General features: G+C 61.1%; 17 protein-coding genes and 1 pseudogene. 14 read left to right on the top strand and 4 right to left on the bottom strand.

Translation table 11 applies throughout. The features are described 5' to 3' along the window. From EN943_RS24720 to EN943_RS24705, 4 genes and pseudogenes are all read right to left on the bottom strand, one after another. Positions 1 to 229: pseudogene (locus EN943_RS24720) on the bottom strand (amidase family protein); the annotation flags it as partial. Between the two features lie 118 nt (positions 230 to 347). After that, positions 348 to 1,667 carry an FAD-binding oxidoreductase gene (locus EN943_RS24715; protein ID WP_127415009.1) on the bottom strand — a complete coding sequence of 440 codons (1,320 nt, stop codon included), beginning with the start codon at positions 1,665 to 1,667 and terminating at the stop codon, positions 348 to 350. 46 nt (positions 1,668 to 1,713) lie between these two features. After that, positions 1,714 to 2,931, bottom strand: coding sequence for an FAD-dependent oxidoreductase (locus EN943_RS24710; protein WP_127415008.1), 1,218 nt, complete (start codon positions 2,929 to 2,931; stop codon positions 1,714 to 1,716). A gap of 15 nt (positions 2,932 to 2,946) precedes the next feature. Next, positions 2,947 to 3,711, bottom strand: coding sequence for an HpcH/HpaI aldolase/citrate lyase family protein (locus EN943_RS24705; RefSeq protein WP_127415007.1), 765 nt, complete (start codon positions 3,709 to 3,711; stop codon positions 2,947 to 2,949). 98 nt (positions 3,712 to 3,809) lie between these two features. Between EN943_RS24705 and EN943_RS24700 the strand changes: the two genes are divergently transcribed. The 14 genes from EN943_RS24700 to EN943_RS24635 all read left to right on the top strand — a co-directional run. Continuing rightward, a complete protein-coding gene (locus tag EN943_RS24700; RefSeq protein ID WP_127415006.1) occupies positions 3,810 to 4,697 on the top strand; it encodes a 2-hydroxy-3-oxopropionate reductase in 888 nt (295 codons plus the stop codon). Positions 4,698 to 4,701: 4 nt separating this feature from the next. After that, entirely contained in the window at positions 4,702 to 5,514 is an 813-nt protein-coding gene (locus EN943_RS24695) for a shikimate dehydrogenase (RefSeq protein ID WP_127415005.1), read from the top strand. Between the two features lie 4 nt (positions 5,515 to 5,518). Further along, a complete protein-coding gene (locus EN943_RS24690) occupies positions 5,519 to 6,313 on the top strand; it encodes an SDR family oxidoreductase (RefSeq protein ID WP_245475957.1) in 795 nt (264 codons plus the stop codon). A gap of 12 nt (positions 6,314 to 6,325) precedes the next feature. Then, positions 6,326 to 6,673, top strand: a complete 348-nt coding sequence (locus EN943_RS24685) for a RidA family protein (protein ID WP_127415003.1) — start codon at positions 6,326 to 6,328, stop codon at positions 6,671 to 6,673. Between the two features lie 55 nt (positions 6,674 to 6,728). Beyond that, entirely contained in the window at positions 6,729 to 7,514 is a 786-nt protein-coding gene (locus EN943_RS24680; RefSeq protein WP_127415002.1) for a FadR/GntR family transcriptional regulator, read from the top strand. Between the two features lie 136 nt (positions 7,515 to 7,650). Beyond that, positions 7,651 to 8,361, top strand: coding sequence for an SDR family oxidoreductase (locus EN943_RS24675; protein ID WP_127415001.1), 711 nt, complete (start codon positions 7,651 to 7,653; stop codon positions 8,359 to 8,361). A gap of 10 nt (positions 8,362 to 8,371) precedes the next feature. Continuing rightward, entirely contained in the window at positions 8,372 to 9,121 is a 750-nt protein-coding gene (locus EN943_RS24670) for an SDR family oxidoreductase (protein ID WP_127415000.1), read from the top strand. An 81-nt stretch (positions 9,122 to 9,202) separates the two neighbouring features. Beyond that, positions 9,203 to 10,240: a LysR substrate-binding domain-containing protein gene (locus EN943_RS24665; protein WP_245475956.1), complete on the top strand. Its 1,038-nt coding sequence runs from the start codon at positions 9,203 to 9,205 to the stop codon at positions 10,238 to 10,240. After that, positions 10,237 to 11,271: an amino acid ABC transporter substrate-binding protein gene (locus EN943_RS24660; protein ID WP_127414999.1), complete on the top strand. Its 1,035-nt coding sequence runs from the start codon at positions 10,237 to 10,239 to the stop codon at positions 11,269 to 11,271. The genes EN943_RS24665 and EN943_RS24660 overlap by 4 nt, the downstream gene beginning before the upstream one ends. 82 nt (positions 11,272 to 11,353) lie before the next feature. Next, positions 11,354 to 12,517 (top strand): ABC transporter permease subunit, encoded by a 1,164-nt coding sequence (locus tag EN943_RS24655; protein WP_127414998.1) that lies wholly within the window; start codon positions 11,354 to 11,356, stop codon positions 12,515 to 12,517. A 3-nt stretch (positions 12,518 to 12,520) separates the two neighbouring features. After that, entirely contained in the window at positions 12,521 to 13,594 is a 1,074-nt protein-coding gene (locus EN943_RS24650) for an amino acid ABC transporter permease (RefSeq protein ID WP_127414997.1), read from the top strand. Between the two features lie 12 nt (positions 13,595 to 13,606). Next, a complete protein-coding gene (locus tag EN943_RS24645; protein ID WP_164778352.1) occupies positions 13,607 to 14,371 on the top strand; it encodes an amino acid ABC transporter ATP-binding protein in 765 nt (254 codons plus the stop codon). Positions 14,372 to 14,780: 409 nt separating this feature from the next. Further along, a complete protein-coding gene (locus EN943_RS24640; protein ID WP_127414996.1) occupies positions 14,781 to 15,209 on the top strand; it encodes a thiamine pyrophosphate-dependent enzyme in 429 nt (142 codons plus the stop codon). Next, the coding region (locus tag EN943_RS24635; protein ID WP_164778351.1) for a hydantoinase/oxoprolinase family protein at positions 15,206 to 16,654 on the top strand (1,449 nt) is incomplete at its 3' end. The genes EN943_RS24640 and EN943_RS24635, both read left to right, overlap by 4 nt.

Raw genomic sequence — 16,654 nt, 5'->3', positions numbered from 1 at the left:
CGCTCCGATTTCGCCCATCCCTGGCTCCGTCGAGGGCTGCTGCCGCTGCACTCGCCTCCTCTGTGAAAACCTCGACGTAGGAATTAAGCTTGCTATCGAGTTTTGCGATCCGCGAAAGATAGGCGCCCGTAATTTCCGCGGACGAAATCTCCCCTGTCGCTCGCATCTCGCTGAGTCGCCATGCCGGCAGAAAGCAAAGATCATCGGAATTCTTCAGGCCGCCAAACATCACCTAGTGCTACCTTTGAAAAGTGGACACAAATTGAGATTCACTCAGCCGGACCCAGAGAGCCGCAGCAACATGGTGGTACGAAAACCTATCGCGTTGGCGCTCGCTGTTGGAGCAGTCACAGGGTCTTGATCGGCCGCATCGGCGTTCCGTCCGCAAACCTTGAGAATCTGAACGGAGTCGGATCGACTATCGGGGTGCGCCCCGTGACCAGATCTGCCATCAAACGGCCCGCACCCGGCCCAATGCCAAAGCCGTGCGCCGACATGCCGGTGGCGACATGAAGGCCGGAAACCTGGTCAATTGCCGAAAGAGTGGGAACAGCATCTGGTGTGAAGTCGACGTAGCCCGCCCATCGCTGCTTTATGCGTGCGTTTGCGAAAGCCGGAAACCGCTTCGCCACCTTCACGAGAAGTTCATCTGTCCCAGAGACGGGAGTCGGATCGGCAACCCGCTCATATTCAAACGGGCTCTTGTCATCCATGGACCAGTTCTTGCTGGTCATCATTTCCTTGAAGAACGTCGCTCCGAACGACAGGTTGACGGCCCGTGTCGTAGTAAAGGGGAGAAACCGCGTCAGGTACCTAAACGAGTTCGGCACGAGGTCCGTCCGCCATAGGCCGCCGCCTATACTGTAGCCGCCATCGTCTCTCTTACGCCACCCGAACTCGTCCGTGTTTAGGTTTTGATTGGGTGCACCGGCGACCGGATAGGTCCGCAGAAGTGTTGAGCGGACGTTCACCTGCGGGAGATCGATATTGTGGCGCCGCAAGAAGAGGTTCGTCCATCCGCCGGCAGCGACGACCAAGGAGCGACATTTGATCGTGCCTCGTTCGGTGATGGCTGCCGTGATCTTCCCGTTTGTAGTCTCAAATCCCCTGACAGCACACTCTGTAAGCACGAATGCCCCTTTCTTACGGGCAGCCTCCGCGATCGCCGATGTTGCCTTCTGGGGTTCAGCCCTACAGTCGTATGGCGAATAAAAAGCGCCTGCGTTCTCGACGCCGTGGGGGCCGATAAGATCGGTCAACTGAGACGGGCTCAGAACCTGCGAGGTCAACTGGTAGCCCTCGAGATTCTTGTACCACTGAAGATGGCGGGTAAGCTTCTTTTCGGAAGACTCGATAAAGACCAGTCCGCACTGATTGAACCCGGTATCGCGACCTGTCCGCCTGTCGAGATTCGCCCAGATTCGTAGAGACTCCGCCATCAGCGGGATCTCACGCGGATCGCGCTGCGTCATCCGTATCCAGCCTAGATTTCGACTGGACTGTTCCTGCCCTACGCCGCCCTTGTCGCTAAGTGCGACTCGAAGGCCCGCCTCCGCGAGTTCCAGCGCCGTAGACGCGCCGACTATTCCCGCCCCGACTACGACGACATCGACTTCGGCAGGGAAGTCTTCATCACCCCGAACGGGGATTACGAACGGTCCCGGCATCTATTTCTCCCGATCAAGTTTCCGATGGTTCACCGGAGCTGCAACGTTAAATTACTGCTTCTTCGAGGAACGGTTCGTTGCGAGAAATGCGCTCGTAACAGAACGGTGACAAATCAAGTGTCTGGAAGGCGCCGTGTGTGATCAATTCTGACACCGCGCGGCCAACGGCCGGCGACTGCTGTAGGCCGTGGCCGGAAAAGCCGTTGGCGAACATGAAGTTTTCCAACTCAGGATGAAAGCCAACGATGCCGTTGTGATCCAGCATGTTGTATTCGTAGTGGCCGGTCCAACTGGTCTGAACTTTCAAGGCGTCGAAAGCAGGAATGCGGTGCCATAGTGCCGGCCAGATGAAGTCATCGAACTCCTCGAAGCGCATTTCAAAATCGTCGTAATCTGCAGGTCCATCGCCCTGAGGCGTATTGCCGGTAAGGAAAAGCTCGCCTTCCGGCCGCACGAAGGTTCCTGACAGATCGATGACATTGGGCATCTGGCCCGGGATAGGATTGGCGCTGGCGAAGACAAAACTGTAGCGTTTGTAGGGCGCAACGGGAATGGACAGGCCGGCCATTACAGCGACCTGTTGCGCGCGCGGGCCCGCGGCATTGACCAGTGTTCCACAGGCGACCGAATCGCCGGTCGCGAGACGTGCAGACACAACCCGCCCCTCGGCAAGCGTCAGTCCGGTAACAGCGTTGTCGATATATTCGACCCCGCTGGCACGCGCGGCGCGGCGAAACCCATTCATCAAGCCCATGGAATCGAACCAGCCCTCGTCGCGCGAGCCCCAGGAGGCACCGCCTAAATCTTCGACGTTCAGCCAGGGGAAGCGCTCCTTCAACGGACCAGGCTGGAGGAAAACCGTGTGAGCGCCAAGGCTGCGCTGTAGTCTGACCCTCTCCAACGCAGCCTCTACGCCTTCGGGCGAGCAGCAATAGAGATAGCCATGTTCCTTGAAACCAAGTTCGGGCGGCGGCTCATCCTTGTAGAAGGGCGCCATCCGCTCCTGAAAGCCACGAATGACCTCGATACCGAATTGGCTGATCTTCACATTGATTGGGTTGGAGTATTGCTGGCGGATAGCGCTGGTGGACAGCGCCGTAGATGAAAATTCGTAACTTGAGTCACGCTCGACCACGAGGATCGAGGCGCCGCCGCCCAGCGCCCGGCTCAGCCAGTACGCGGTCGACGAGCCGATCACCGCTCCGCCGACGATGACGATATCGTAGCCACTCCGCGATGGCGCTTTATAGGGAGGAATCGCCACTGTTCAGCCTTCAGTCTATTGGTTGAAAGAGGCGACCAAGACGTCCGTGCCGCGCGCCAGCAAACCCAGATCCGATCCGACGGCAACCATGGTGAAGCCGTCAGACAGATAGCGGTTTGCGTCAGCATTCGCCGGTGCCAGGATTCCGCTAGCCTTGCCTGCCTCGGCAGCGGCCTTGCGCACTGACGCAATGGCCTCCTGCACATGCGTTGCCCCTGGATTGCCCATCGCACCCATATTGGCGGAAAGATCGCCTGGCCCAACGAAAAGAACGTCGACTCCGTCGATAGCAGCAATGGCGGCCGCATTGGCCACACCAGTCTCATCCTCGATCTGAACAGCAAGAAGCTGCTGCTCGCCTGCCTTGGCATGGTAGCCGGCGATCCGGCCGAACGCGTTGGCACGATGACCGACGGAGAAGCCGCGAAACCCGCCTGGCGCGTACCTCGTGGCTGTGACGATGTTGCGTGCTTGGTCCGCCGTCCGCACATTAGGGACCATCAGGCTGCGAGCGCCGACATCTAAGGCCTGCTTGATCAGGTTCGCGTCGTCAGACGGCAGGCGCACAACAGCTTCACAGGGAAAAGCTGCCGCGACCTGTAGTTGCACCATAATGCTGCGCACGTCATTCGGACCGTGCTCACCGTCGATCAGAACCCAGCCCGCTCCGGAACCAGCGACGATTTCCGTGGAGAGCGCTGACGCCAACGAACACCATATGCCGATCTGAGGTCGCCCGTCTTTTAGCGCCGCCCTCAGCAAATTGACGCGCTCCTGCATCTGCTCGATCTCCGACTAAAAGAAAGATTGAAATTTGTATGATGTCCTATATCATACGGGAAGACAGCACCGCAAGATACTCAAAGTCCGGGGGTTGCATGAAAGTTGGGTTCATCGGTTTGGGCGTTATGGGTGCGCCGATGGCGCAGCATCTCGCCGATGCCGGACACCAGATCATCACCGTCCTGAACCGTTCGCCTCTGCCGAGCGACCTTAACGCTTTGGTGGTTCAATCTCCTGCCGAGGTGGCGCAATCGTCCGAAGTCATCATCACGATGCTGCCCGACACGCGCGACGTGCAGAGCGTGCTAATAGAACAGAACGGCGTGCTCCAAGGGCTGTCGGCCGGCAAGCTGGTGATCGACATGAGTTCTATCAGCCCGATCGCCACGGTGGAGCTCGCGTCTACGATCCGAAGGATGGGAGCCGGCTATCTCGACGCGCCGGTATCGGGTGGCGAGGTCGGCGCCAAGGCCGCGAGCCTCACAATCATGGTCGGCGGGCCGCTCGCCGAGTTCGAGCGCGCACGGCCGATCTTCGATAGGCTGGGCAAGAACATCACCCTGATCGGCGAAAAGAATGGCGACGGCCAGACTTGCAAGATTGCGAACCAGATCATCGTTGCACTCAATATCGAGGCGGTTGCCGAAGCGCTGGTCTTCGCCAGCAAAGCGGGATGCGATCCAGCAAAAGTGCATAGCGCGCTGATGGGCGGCTTTGCGGCATCGCGCATTTTGGAAGTTCATGGCAAGCGCATGATCGAGCGCAGTTTCAGCCCGGGCTTTCGAGTCCGGCTACACCAGAAAGACCTCGGTCTGGCGCTGGAGAGTGCACGGGCGCTTGGGGTTGCCCTGCCTAACACCGCAACCGCTCAGCAACTGATGAATGCCTGCGCCGCGTGTGGAGGCGCTGAAGCGGATCATTCGTCACTAGTTCGGGTGCTTGAGTTGCTCAGCGACCATCAATTGTCGAAGGGAAAGGACTGAGAAGATGCGCGGAACTGGCAAAGCGGATGTGTTCGTCATGCTGGCCCATCCGGTGAGCCATGCAAAAAGCCCCGGTATGTTCAACGAACTCTTCGAGCAAAAAGGCCTCGACAGTCTAATGGTGCCGATGAGCTGCAGACCAGAAGATTTCGATACGTTCTGGGCAGGCCTGACGGCGGCCGAAAACGTGCGCGGCGCCATCATCTCAGTGCCTTTCAAGGTTGCTGCTTATCACAAATGCGCCGGCGGTCATGATCGCGCAATGCGGGTTCAAAGCGCGAACACGGTGCGTCGTCTCGCGGACGACAGCTGGTACGCCGACAATTTCGATGGCGTCGGCTTCATCGCTGCGCTGAAAGCCGCCAACTACGATTTCACCGGCCGCAAGGCGTTGCAAGTCGGAGCGGGAGGAGCAGGTGCGTCAATCGCCTGTTGTCTTGCCGAGGCTGGTGTCGGGGAGATCCACCTGACCGATGTCGATCGCAATCGCGCCGAACATGTTGCCGCACTTGCTGCTAAGGCGTTCCCCGACTGTCGCATCACCGTCAGCAGCGCCGATCCGTCCGGAATGGATCTGGTCGTCAACGCAACGCCTGTCGGCATGCACGCCGGCGATCCTTTCCCGCTCGATGTCACAAGGCTGACGCCCAGCATGACTGTCGTCGATATCATCATGGAGCCTGCGGAGACGGCGCTGCTCAAGAAGGCTCGGGAAATGGGATGCAAGGTGCAGCCCGGTCGGCCGATGATGGACTATCAGGTGCGCGGCATGGCCGAATTCTTCGACGTCGAACGAAAGGAACGCCGCAATGGCTGAAGCAATGACGGCAGTCGTCATCGGCGGAACGGCCGGCATCGGACGCGCGATCGCGCTACGCTTCGCGGGCGACGGCTATCAAGTCGTTATCGCGGGCAGGCACGCTGAACGGGGCAAGAAAACGGCTCAGGCCTGTGGGATTGCTGGCGCCCCGAGCGCACTTTTTGTCCAGGTCGATGTTGGCGATCCCACCTCCGTCGAAGCGCTCGGAAGCGAAGTCGCGAATGCGCTCGGCGCCCCCCAGGTCGTTGTAAATTGCGCCGGCATTCTGCAGAGCGGCAAGCACGTGCTCGACCAGGCGTTAGACGAGGACGAACAGATGTGGCGGATCAACTATCGCGGCACGCTAGTAGGTTGCCAGGTATTTGGTCGGCTGATGTCGGCTGCCGGTCGCGGAGCCATCCTAAACGTCGGCTCGCTAGCCTCCTTCGCGCCGCTGTCACTGCCGGCTTACACACCCGGAAAGCATGCCGTGTTGGCGCTGACGCAAATCCTTGCTGCCGAGCTTGGTCCGCATGGAGTACGTGTGAATGCCGTGGCTCCCGGCTACACGCTGTCGGATGGACTGACAGCGAAGATCGCCCAGGGCGAGCGGAACCCGGAAGCGATACAGGCCACCACAGCGCTGCGCCGCTTCGTCGAGCCGCGCGATATCGCCGAGGCAGCGCTCTTTCTTTGCTCCGATCGCGCCGCCTCGATTACCGGCGTGACCTTGCCTGTCGACGCCGGCTGGCTGGTTCAAGCGCCCTACGCGCAATACCTGCAGGGCAATCCTATCCGGCGCGCGCCGGCAAGCTGACGAGAGAAAACTATGACCGCTATAAAACGTTTCGAATTCGACACCCGTATCCACCACGGCGTCATTCACAATGGCACTCTTTACCTGACCGGCCAGGTCGCCAGGCCGGGCCAGTCGGCGGCCGACCAGATGCTTGAGGCCTTGACCAAGATCGACACATTGCTGGCCAAGGCGGGCACCGACAAGACCCATATTCTTCACGTTCAGATGTGGCTGGACGACGTCAGGGATTTCGACGAGGTCAATACGGTATGGGACGCCTGGATGCCAAAGGAGCACGCACCCGCGCGCTCCTCGGGCCAAGCACGCATGGCCAAGCCCGGAATGCTGGTCGAGCTGATCGTCACCGCGGCGGTTTGAATGGTCATGCCGACTCGGGCATCACGCGAATCTGGCCAGGGATCGAGGTAGATTGATGACAAAACGCAAGCCGCTTTCCACCGTCGTGGCGGAGAGCCTGTCCGAAAAGATCCGATCAGGATCGTTGCTTCCCGGCGCGCAACTGCCGACCGAGGCAGAGCTTTGCGCCGAATACGATGTCAGCCGCACGGTGGTGCGGGAAGCGGTGGCGCGGCTGCGCTCTGACGGCATGGTGGTGCCGCAGCAGGGCCGCGGCATGTTCGTCAGCGAAACGCCGGCGCCGCGCAATTTCTCGATCCCGGACGAGGCGTTGAGGACCTTGCCGGAAACCATCGCTCTGCTCGAACTGAGGTTGAGTGTCGAGGTAGAGTCCGCCGGGCTCTGCGCCGAACGGCGAACCGACGCGGAAGCGAGCGGCATCCGAGCGCTGATGGAACAGGTCGACGCCCAGCAGGCGGATCCGGCTGTCGTCCAGATCCACTACGACTATGATTTACACCTGGCGATCGCCAGGGCGGCACGCAACGAATTCATCCACGGTTTCCTGGCTTATCTCAGGCCGATGATCGTTCCCCGCTTTCAGCTCGGCTACGTGGTCACGCCAGAGCGCAAGGACAGCTACTACACGCGCATCCACAACGAGCACAAAGCCATCGTCGACGCCATCGAAAGACAAGATAGCCGCGCCGCGCGCCAGGCCATGCGCAAGCATTTGCACAATAGCCTCGGGCGTGTGCGCGCGCTGGCCCGGGCTTCCGGCGTCGAGGCGACAGAGGCGGAGCAGAAGGCTGCCGCGGCCTTGCTTTTCACCGACATGAAGAGGCCCGCCCCAACCGTCTGACAAGGGACAATGCCTTACAAGGCGAGGGTTAATATCCAAGGCAACCGAAAGCTCATCTTTTCTTTTTGCTGGTTTTCTTGGTTTCGCAGGATCGGTCAAGGCCGCACACTGACGCCGTATAATTGGAGAGCTTCACGTGACGACAGCCTTCATCACAGGTGCGACGAGCGGCATAGGCCGGGCCATGGCGATCGCACTGAGCGACGCCGGCTATGACGTCTATGCGGTCGGGCGCAGCCAGTCCGCGCTCAAGGAGTTGCAGGCGGAACGATCCGGCATCGTGCCCATCGCCGTCGACGTCACCGACCGCGAGGCGTTGGAGGCGGTTCTTGCGGATCTGACCATCGATGTGCTGATCAACAATGCCGGGATCATGCCGCCGCTGTGCAATTTCGCCGACATGAAGATATCAGACATCGACACCACGCTGGAGGTGAACCTCAGCGCGGCGATCATGCTCCCCCGCCTCGTCGTTCCGCAGATGCGCGAGCGGCAATCCGGCCACATCCTGTTCACCGGCTCCACGGCAGGCCACGCGGCCTATTCCAACATTGCCGTTTATTCGGCCACCAAGGCGGCGATATCAGGCTTTGCCGCCGCGTTGCGCGCCGACCTCTCCCCATCAGGCATACGCGTCACCGAGATCGTCGCCGGCCGTGTCGAGACGCAGCTCTACCAGGACATCCTCGACGCCAAGGCGCGCGCCGCCATGTACGCCAGCAAAGTGGTGCAGCCGGATGATTTGGCCAGAATGGTCGTCGCGGTACTCAGCCTGCCCGTATGGGCTGACGTTACCCGTTTCGACATCATGCCGACCTGGCCGACCTCGCCAAGCGGCACCAAGTAAGGAAACTGGAATGAAGGATCTTCCCGTTCTGATCGTTGGCGGCGGCGCCGGCCTCGGCGCGCTTTTGGCACAAATAGCGGTTGATGCCGGGGCGGCAAAGATCGGCATCATCGACATCAACCAGGACGCCACCGAAGCCGCTCTCGCGCCGGCAAAGGCTAACGGCCTGCCCACCGCGACCGCCCCATGCGACATCCAGGTCGGCCCTCAGTGCCACGCCGCCTTCGACGCCATCGTTTCGAAGCTCGGGCGTATCGACACGCTGATCAATTGCGCCGCGATCTATCCTCGCCGCCCGCTCCTCGAGATCAGCGACGCCGATTGGGATGCCTCCAATGGCATCAACATCAAGGGCACCTATCACATGATGGTGGCAGTCGTTCGCCACATGCAGTCGCAGGAGCCGAAGAGCCATGTGCGCGGGCGGATCGTCAACCTGACCTCTGTCGACGCTTTCAAGGCACATCCGCAGAACGCCCACTATGCGGCAACCAAGGCCGCCGTGGTCAGCCTGACGCGCTCCTTTGCCCATGACGTCGCAAAACATGGAATCCTGGTGAATTCGGTAGCCCTCGCAGGCATGGCTACGGAGCGGGCCAAGGCCCTCGGCTTCCTCGAGGAACTGGCCAAGGCAAGTCCGCTGGGTCGCGGTGCCGAGCCTACGGAGATTGCCGAGTGGGTTCTGATGACGGGTGGCCCCAAATATACTTACATGACCGGAGAAAACGTAATTGTTTCAGGTGGTTATATCTACGCGTGAGGCGGCTTTCCGCAACCGGCGGTGGCTGAATACAGCAGTGCATGATCAACGGAGCCTCGAGCGAAAGGAGCGGAATTTTCGATGACCGGCAAGCTGCGCCTTCCGTCGCTGAACGCGCTTCGCGTCTTCCACGCCGTGGCGCAGCACAAGAGCTTTCGGCAGGCTGCGGATGAATTGCTGGTCACGCCGCAAGCAGTCGGCCAGCAGATCAAGCTTCTGGAAGACACGCTCCAGGTGACGCTGTTCGAGCGAAAAGGCCGGTCGATCGAACTGACCGAGTCCGCCACCCTGCTATCGCACTATATCAAAGCCGGCTTCGACGAGTTTTCGGAAGGTGTGCGCCGTGTCACCAAATCGACCTACCGCGACCGCATCAACCTGAATGCAAGTCCTTATTTCGCCACGCACTATCTGCTGCCCAGGCTTTCGCTGTTCCGGGAAATCCTGCCGGGCGCGGATCTGCGGCTGACGACGATGGTCGACCTGCCCGATTTCGGGCGTGACGATATCGATATGACGGTGCAGTGGGGCTACGGCAACTGGCCAGACTACGAGACCACGCTGTTGGTGCCGGACCCGAAAATTATCTGCTGCACACCGGCGATCGGCGAAAAGATCAAGTCGGCGCATGAGTTGACGCGGTTTACGCTGCTCGACACGGTCAAGGCGAAGCGCCTGTGGCCAGACATATTGCGGCATCTCGGCGTCGAGCTGACGGAAGGCGACCGCAGCATCAGCTTCGACGATGCGGCGACCATGCGCCGGGCGACCCTGCAAGGCATCGGCGTGGGCCTGGTTTCCGTCATCGACGCCGAGGAGGATTTTCGGACGGGCACGCTGATGGCGCCCATCGGCCGCGACGCCATCGCCGATATGCGACCGGAGGAAGTACCCGGCTTCTATCTTGTCGTCCCGCGCGGGCATCTGCGCGTGAAGGCAGTGGCCGCCCTGCATCGATGGCTGGCCCAGCAAGACTGGCGAGGCGACGTCACGATCCCGTTGCACAAACCGACCCGCTTTCCGAATAGGACGCGGCTTCGAGACCGAGCCTCGGAAGTTTCTTTCAGGGCTCCAACAACAAGAAACGGAACAATCTCAACAGTGGAGACAACACCATGACAACGATAAAATGGGGGGCTGCGGCCCTGGCCCTTGGCCTCGTGCATTTTTCGGCGCCGGCGCAAGCCGCCGGTGGCAAGACACTCGAAACAGTCAAGGCACGCGGTGTGCTGAATTGCACCGGCCATGACGGCTCCCGCCTCGGCTTCGCCGAGGTGGACGACAAAGGCAACTGGAGGGGTATGGACATCGACCTATGCAAGGCGGTAGCCACGGCCGTGTTCGGTGATCCTGCCAAGCTTAAGGTGGTACCGATCAGCTGGGCCCAGCGCTGGCCGGCGTTGCAGTCGGGCGATGTCGACATCATCATCAAGGCATCTGGGGGGACGCTTAGCCGCGACGCCGAACTCGGGTTGCAATTCTCGATGTCCTACTACCTCGGCACGACCAAGGTGATGGCGCACAAGGAACTCAATCTGAAATCGCTAAAAGACGCCAACGGGGGCACGATCTGCATCGCCGCAGGGACGAGCATCCAACAGCAGGTTGCCGCCTATTCGCAGAAGATCGGCATCAAGCTGGAGCCCGTGCTCATCGAAAAGACCGAGGAACTCGAACAGGCCTATTTCTCGGGTCGCTGCGACATGTATGCCGAGACGGGGCCAATACTCGCAATCGCGCGCGTCGCCAAAGGCAAGGTCGACGACCATGCCATCTTGCCAGACGTGATCGCGGTGGAGCCTGAAGTGATGATCATGCGGCAAGGCGACGACAACTGGGTCGACATCGCCAACTGGACGCTCTCCGCCTTGCTCTTCGCTGAGCAGGAAGGCATCAACTCCAAGAATGTAGCCGAGATCAAGGCCAAGCCGACCTCGCCGCAGGTGGCCAAGTTCCTGGGCGTCACGCCAGGCATGGGCAAGGGTCTCGGGCTCTCCGACGACTGGGCCTACAACGTGATCAAGAAGGTCGGCAATTACGCCGAGATATTCGATCGCGACCTCGGCAAGGATTCACCCTACAAGATGGACCGTGAGCTGACCAATTTGTGGAACAATGGCGGTGTCCTGTTCCCGCTGGTCATCGACTGAGCCGGTCTTAACGCATCCTGTTGCAACCTCTGCCCGGCCTTGGCCGGGCGGAGCCGACGGCAATTTCGAGGGAGATTGATCGATGGTCAGCCTGCTGAGAAATCAGAAGGTCCGCAACGCGCTGTTGCAGGTTCTCTATGTCGGCTCGATCGCAGCCCTGGTGCTTGCCGGAGTTGTGATCGCTCGGCGGAATCTGGCCGAGCAAGGGATCACCTCCGGCTTCGACTTCCTGTTCAAGTCGACGGGCTGGGACGTGAACTTCACGCTGCTGCCGGCCACGGCCAACGATCCTTATTGGTGGTTCTTCCTCATCGGCATCACCAACACACTGTTCCTGGGGACCGTCGGCCTGATGCTGGCGACGATCGTCGGCACCATCGTCGGCCTGGCACGTACCTCCTCCAACGAATTGGCGCAGCTGCTCGGCCGCACCTATGTCGACATCTTCCGCAATATCCCGCTGATCCTACAGGTCTTCTTCTGGTACGCGCTGATCACGCATTTGCCGCCGCCGCGCGCCGCGCATGAAGCCTGGGGCTTCTTACTCACCAGCCGGGGGCTCTACATCCCGTTCCCGAGTGTCGGCGGCGTGACAATGGCGCTGGTCCTGGTTGCCCTCGTCGCCGCTATCGTGCTGCCGCTCTGGCTGGGCAGCACATCGCGGCTGAACCAGGCAATCGGCCAGCGGCGTGGCACCCAGTTCGCGAGTGCTGCGGCAGCGCTCGCCTGCGCGGCGATCGTTCTGGCGGTCGGCCGCCTGCCCGACGTGCCGTTCATCGACTTTCCGGCGCTGCAGGGCCTGAACCTCAGGGGCGGCCTGCGCATTCCACCGGAGTTTTCCGCGCTGGCCATCGCCATCGCGATCTATGGCGGCTCCTACATCGCCGAGATCGTGCGCGGTGGCTTCAAGTCTGTCGGAAAGGGGCAGATGGAAGCGGCGCTCTCGCTGGGCCTGAGCCCGTGGCGGGTGTTCACGCTGGTGCGGCTGCCGCTGGCGCTGCGCGCCATGCTGCCAATCCTCGCCAACCAATATGTCTGGCTGATGAAAGCGACCACCATGGGCATCGCCGTCGGTTTCACGGACTTCTTCATGATCGTGGCGCTCACCATCAACAATTCAGGCCAGACGATCGAAGCGATCGGCATCCTTATGGCCGGCTTCCTGGTCATCAATCTGTCGCTCGCTGCAATCTTCAACCGTATCAACAATGCGATTGCCCTTAAAGGCAATCGGTTGCGGAGCTGAGCCATGAGCGAGATGGCCCCGCCGCGCCCCACTGCCCTGCAGGATTTGAAGCGCCGCTTCTTTGCAACACCCATGCAGGCGACGGTATCGCTGATCTGCTTGGGCGTGATGGTGTTCGTCGTCTGGAAGCTGCTCGATTGGGCTCTGCTTTCTGCCGTCTTCGACGCAAGTAAGGGACCGGACGCCTGCCACGCGGCGCGCGGCGCGTGCTGGTCGGTTATCAATGCGCGCTGGCGCCTGATCATGTTCGGCCTCTACCCGTTCGAAGCTCAGTGGCGGTCGGCCCTGGCCTGCGTGGTCGTCGTCCTAATGACGTTACTCAGCTGCCTGCCGGCGTTCTGGACTGGCACTCGCCTCGGTTTTCTCTGGGTCGCCGGAACACTTTCCTTTTACGTGCTGATGAAGGGCGGCATCCTCGGCTTGCCTTACATCGGTGAAGAAATGTGGGGCGGACTCGCGCTGACCCTGTTCATCTTCGTCACTACCTGCCTGATCGGCTTCCCGCTGGCGATCTGCCTGGCCTTGCTGCGCCGGTCGGAACTGCCGTGCATTTCGCGCACCACCGGCCTGATCATCGACGCGGTGCGTTCACTGCCACTGGTCTCCATCCTGTTCACCTTTGCCATCGTACTACCTTTTGCATTGCCGGGCTGGCTGCAGGGCGACAAGCTCTACCGCGTCATCATCGGCATGGCGCTGTTCTTCGCGGCCTATCAGGCCGAGATTGTCCGCGGCGGCATGCAGGGCGTTCCCACGGGACAGGAGGAGGCAGCCATGGCGCTCGGCATGAGCTACCGGCAGCGCATCGGCCGCGTTCTTCTGCCACAGGCCATGCGCAACGCCTTGCCAGCAACGATCAACCAGTTCGTGGTCGCGTTCAAGGAGACCTCACTGGTGATCATCGTCGGCTTCTTCGAGATCCTGGCTTCCGGCAATGCCGCCTATGGCACCGGCGAGTGGCGCTTCGCCTATGTTGAGGTCTACGCCTTCATCGCCTTCATCTACTTCGTCTTCGTTTTCAGCCTGTCCCGCTACGGCGCCTTCCTTGAACGCCGCATGTCGGTCAGCGAACGATAGGGAGGCGCGGACGTGATTTCAGGCAAGTCGACCCAATCGGCCGGACCTGCGGTCCTGATCGAAAACCTCGACAAATATTACGGGACGTTCCACGCGCTGCGAAAGGTGAACCTGTCCGTGAAGCGCGGAGAGAAGATCGTCATCTGCGGCCCCTCGGGCTCCGGCAAGTCGACCATGATCCGCTGCATCAATCGTCTCGAACAGCACAATGGCGGCCGCATCACAGTGCTTGGAACCGAGCTCAACGACGATGTCGGCAACATTGACGGGATCAGGCGGGAGGTCGGCATGGTGTTCCAGCACTTCAACCTGTTTCCGCACATGACGGTGCTGGAGAACTGCATGCTGTCGCCGATGATTGTGCGCAAGCAGCCGCGAGCGCAGGCAGAGGCAACCGCCCGGCACTATCTGGAGAAGGTCCGCATTCCCGAGCAGGCCATGAAGTTTCCCAACCAGCTTTCTGGCGGCCAGCAGCAGCGGGTGGCGATCGCGCGGGCGCTGTGCATGCAGCCGCAGATCATGCTGTTCGACGAGCCGACCTCGGCGCTCGATCCGGAAATGATCGCCGAAGTGCTCGACGTCATGGTGACGCTCGCCTCCGAAGGCATGACGATGATCTGCGTCACGCATGAGATGGGCTTTGCCCGCCGGGTCGCCGACCGGGTGGTCTTCATGGATGGCGGCGAGATCATCGAACAGTCGCCGCCGGAACAGTTTTTCAGCGCACCGAAAAGTGATCGTACCAAGCAGTTTTTGGCGCAGGTGCTGGGACATTAGGCAGCATTCGAATGCAGAATGCTCCGAAGCCGCACAGCATCAGATCTCCCGAGGATTTCCATCGCCTCATTGCACGAGAGTCTCGTGCCGAAAGGCTGGCGCGTTTCCCAAGCCGCTGTCGGTGCTGGCTACCGACATGACGGCAGCTTTGCGAGCGTGGCCTGCTGCACCACGGTCGCTATCGCCTGCCGCAACGCAGCTCGGTGCAGTGCGAGGGTATAGCGCGGTTTAAGGGCGCACTCGATCACTGGCCACGATGAGTCAAGCTGTGCTGGTACGTTCAACACCGTAAAGAAAAACTTTCGAATGAACCATATTTCTTGATTTCGCCCCGACCCGCGGGAGTGCAAGTGTAGATCTGAAACAAGGCAGGCGGCTCGCTTGCCGCCAATCTCGAGGATGCAGAAACATGATCCGCTATGGCGGTCGAGACCGCCGCGTAGGTCGCATACCCCACGCGCACGGTGTCTGCTTTGCCGGCGACAGCGATTTCCAGATAAACTGCCAGGAGCTCGGGACCGCCATGCAGGCGGACGCGCTCATTGTCAAAAACGGCATTTACGGCACTATCCGCGCGCATCAGAAGCGCCACTATCCGGCCCGTGTCTCCGGAACCTCGCTCGAAAACCCCGACTTCGTCATGCTGGCGAAGGCCTATGGCTTCCACGCCGAGCGGGTCGACTCCACGGGGGATTTCGCTGCCGCCTTCGGCCGCGCACTCACCTCGACGACCGGCGCCATTCTAGACATCGCCATCTCGCCCGAAGCGCTGACGCCCCGGCAGACCCTATCCCAGATGCGCGAAGCAGCGCTCGCTTCGCAGAAGGCCAAGGCATGAACTCCGGAACCGCCGACACCCGTCTTGGTGCTGACATAGGCGGCACGTTCACCGACATTGCCCTCGAGCTCAGGGGAACGCTGTTCTCCACCAAGGTGCTGACCAATTATGCGGCGCCCGAGCAGGCGATCCTCGACGGCATCGCCGTCGTCACCCGCGATGCCGGGATTTCGCCTGCCGAGATCGGCATCATCATCCACGGCACGACGCTCGCCACCAACGCCCTGATCGAGCGGCGCGGCGCCAAGACCGCGCTGGTCACGACCGAAGGTTTTCGCGACGTGATCGAGATGCGGACCGAAAACCGTTTCGAGCAATATGATCTGAACCTGCAACTGCCGACGCCGCTGATCCCGCGCGAGCATCGCTTCACCGTCAAGGGCCGCATCGGCGCCGAGGGACAGGAGTTGCAGCCGCTCGACGAAGCCGCCCTGGAAAAGATTGCCGGACGGATCGCGGCGAGCGGCTTCGGCTCGGTGGCGATCGGCTTCATCCACGCCTACACCAATCCGGCTCACGAGTGCCGCGCGCGCGAAATCCTGTCGCGCAAACTGAACATCCCGATCTCGATCAGCGCCGAAGTCTCGCCGCAGATGCGCGAGTTCGAGCGCTTCAACACGGTCTGCGCCAATGCCTATGTGCGGCCGCAAATGGCCGACTATCTCGCCCGCTTCCAGACGCGGCTGAAGGAGATGGGCGCCGAATGCCCGGTCTTCATGATCCATTCGGGCGGTGGCCTGATCTCGGTGGAAACGGCTTCCGAATTTCCCGTGCGCCTGGTCGAATCAGGTCCGGCCGGCGGCGCCATTTTCGCAGCCGATATCGCCAGGCGCTTCGGCCTGGAAAAGGTCGTCTCTTACGATATGGGCGGCACCACCGCGAAGATCTGCCTGATCGAGGACTTTGCGCCGCGCACGGCCAGAACCTTCGAAGTGGCGCGCACCTACCGCTTCTGCAAAGGCTCGGGCATGCCGATCTCGATCCCGGTCATCGAGATGATCGAGATCGGCGCCGGCGGAGGCTCCCTCGCCTGGGTCGACGCCATGGGCCGCATCCAGACCGGGCCGGAAAGTGCCGGATCGGAGCCCGGGCCTGCCTGTTACGGCCGCGGCGGCAAGCGTCCGGCGATCACCGACGCCGACCTGGTGCTGGGCAAGCTCGACCCCGATAATTTTGCCGGCGGTGCGATCCGTCTCGACACGGCGGCCTCCGAACAGGCGATCCTGCGCGATGTCGGCGAACGCCTGTCGCTTAACGCCATGTCGACGGCCTTCGGCATCTGCGAGGTGGTGGACGAGAACATGGCCAATGCCGCCCGCGTCCACGCGGTCGAGAACGGCAAGAACATTTCCGACAATCTGATGATCGCCTTTGGCGGCGCTGCTCCTCTCCACGCGGCAAGACTCTGCGAAAAACTCGGCATCGAACGCTGCATCGTGCCCAAG

Source organism: Mesorhizobium sp. M7A.F.Ca.US.006.01.1.1 (assembly GCF_003997935.1).
GTDB lineage: Bacteria > Pseudomonadota > Alphaproteobacteria > Rhizobiales > Rhizobiaceae > Mesorhizobium.
Note: the sequence above shows the minus strand (reverse complement) of the source record. Positions and strands in the feature narration are given on the sequence as shown.

Excerpts from the sequence above, each read along its gene's own strand:
- EN943_RS24715 (WP_127415009.1), bottom strand. The coding sequence starts at position 1,667 with ATGCCGGGACCGTTCGTAATCCCCGTTCGGGGTGATGAAGACTTCCCT.
- EN943_RS24705 (WP_127415007.1), bottom strand. The coding sequence starts at position 3,711 with ATGCAGGAGCGCGTCAATTTGCTGAGGGCGGCGCTAAAAGACGGGCGA.
- EN943_RS24700 (WP_127415006.1), top strand. The coding sequence starts at position 3,810 with ATGAAAGTTGGGTTCATCGGTTTGGGCGTTATGGGTGCGCCGATGGCG.
- EN943_RS24695 (WP_127415005.1), top strand. The coding sequence starts at position 4,702 with ATGCGCGGAACTGGCAAAGCGGATGTGTTCGTCATGCTGGCCCATCCG.
- EN943_RS24690 (WP_245475957.1), top strand. The coding sequence starts at position 5,519 with ATGACGGCAGTCGTCATCGGCGGAACGGCCGGCATCGGACGCGCGATC.
- EN943_RS24685 (WP_127415003.1), top strand. The coding sequence starts at position 6,326 with ATGACCGCTATAAAACGTTTCGAATTCGACACCCGTATCCACCACGGC.
- EN943_RS24680 (WP_127415002.1), top strand. The coding sequence starts at position 6,729 with ATGACAAAACGCAAGCCGCTTTCCACCGTCGTGGCGGAGAGCCTGTCC.
- EN943_RS24670 (WP_127415000.1), top strand. The coding sequence starts at position 8,372 with ATGAAGGATCTTCCCGTTCTGATCGTTGGCGGCGGCGCCGGCCTCGGC.
- EN943_RS24665 (WP_245475956.1), top strand. The coding sequence starts at position 9,203 with ATGACCGGCAAGCTGCGCCTTCCGTCGCTGAACGCGCTTCGCGTCTTC.
- EN943_RS24660 (WP_127414999.1), top strand. The coding sequence starts at position 10,237 with ATGACAACGATAAAATGGGGGGCTGCGGCCCTGGCCCTTGGCCTCGTG.
- EN943_RS24655 (WP_127414998.1), top strand. The coding sequence starts at position 11,354 with ATGGTCAGCCTGCTGAGAAATCAGAAGGTCCGCAACGCGCTGTTGCAG.
- EN943_RS24650 (WP_127414997.1), top strand. The coding sequence starts at position 12,521 with ATGAGCGAGATGGCCCCGCCGCGCCCCACTGCCCTGCAGGATTTGAAG.
- EN943_RS24640 (WP_127414996.1), top strand. The coding sequence starts at position 14,781 with ATGATCCGCTATGGCGGTCGAGACCGCCGCGTAGGTCGCATACCCCAC.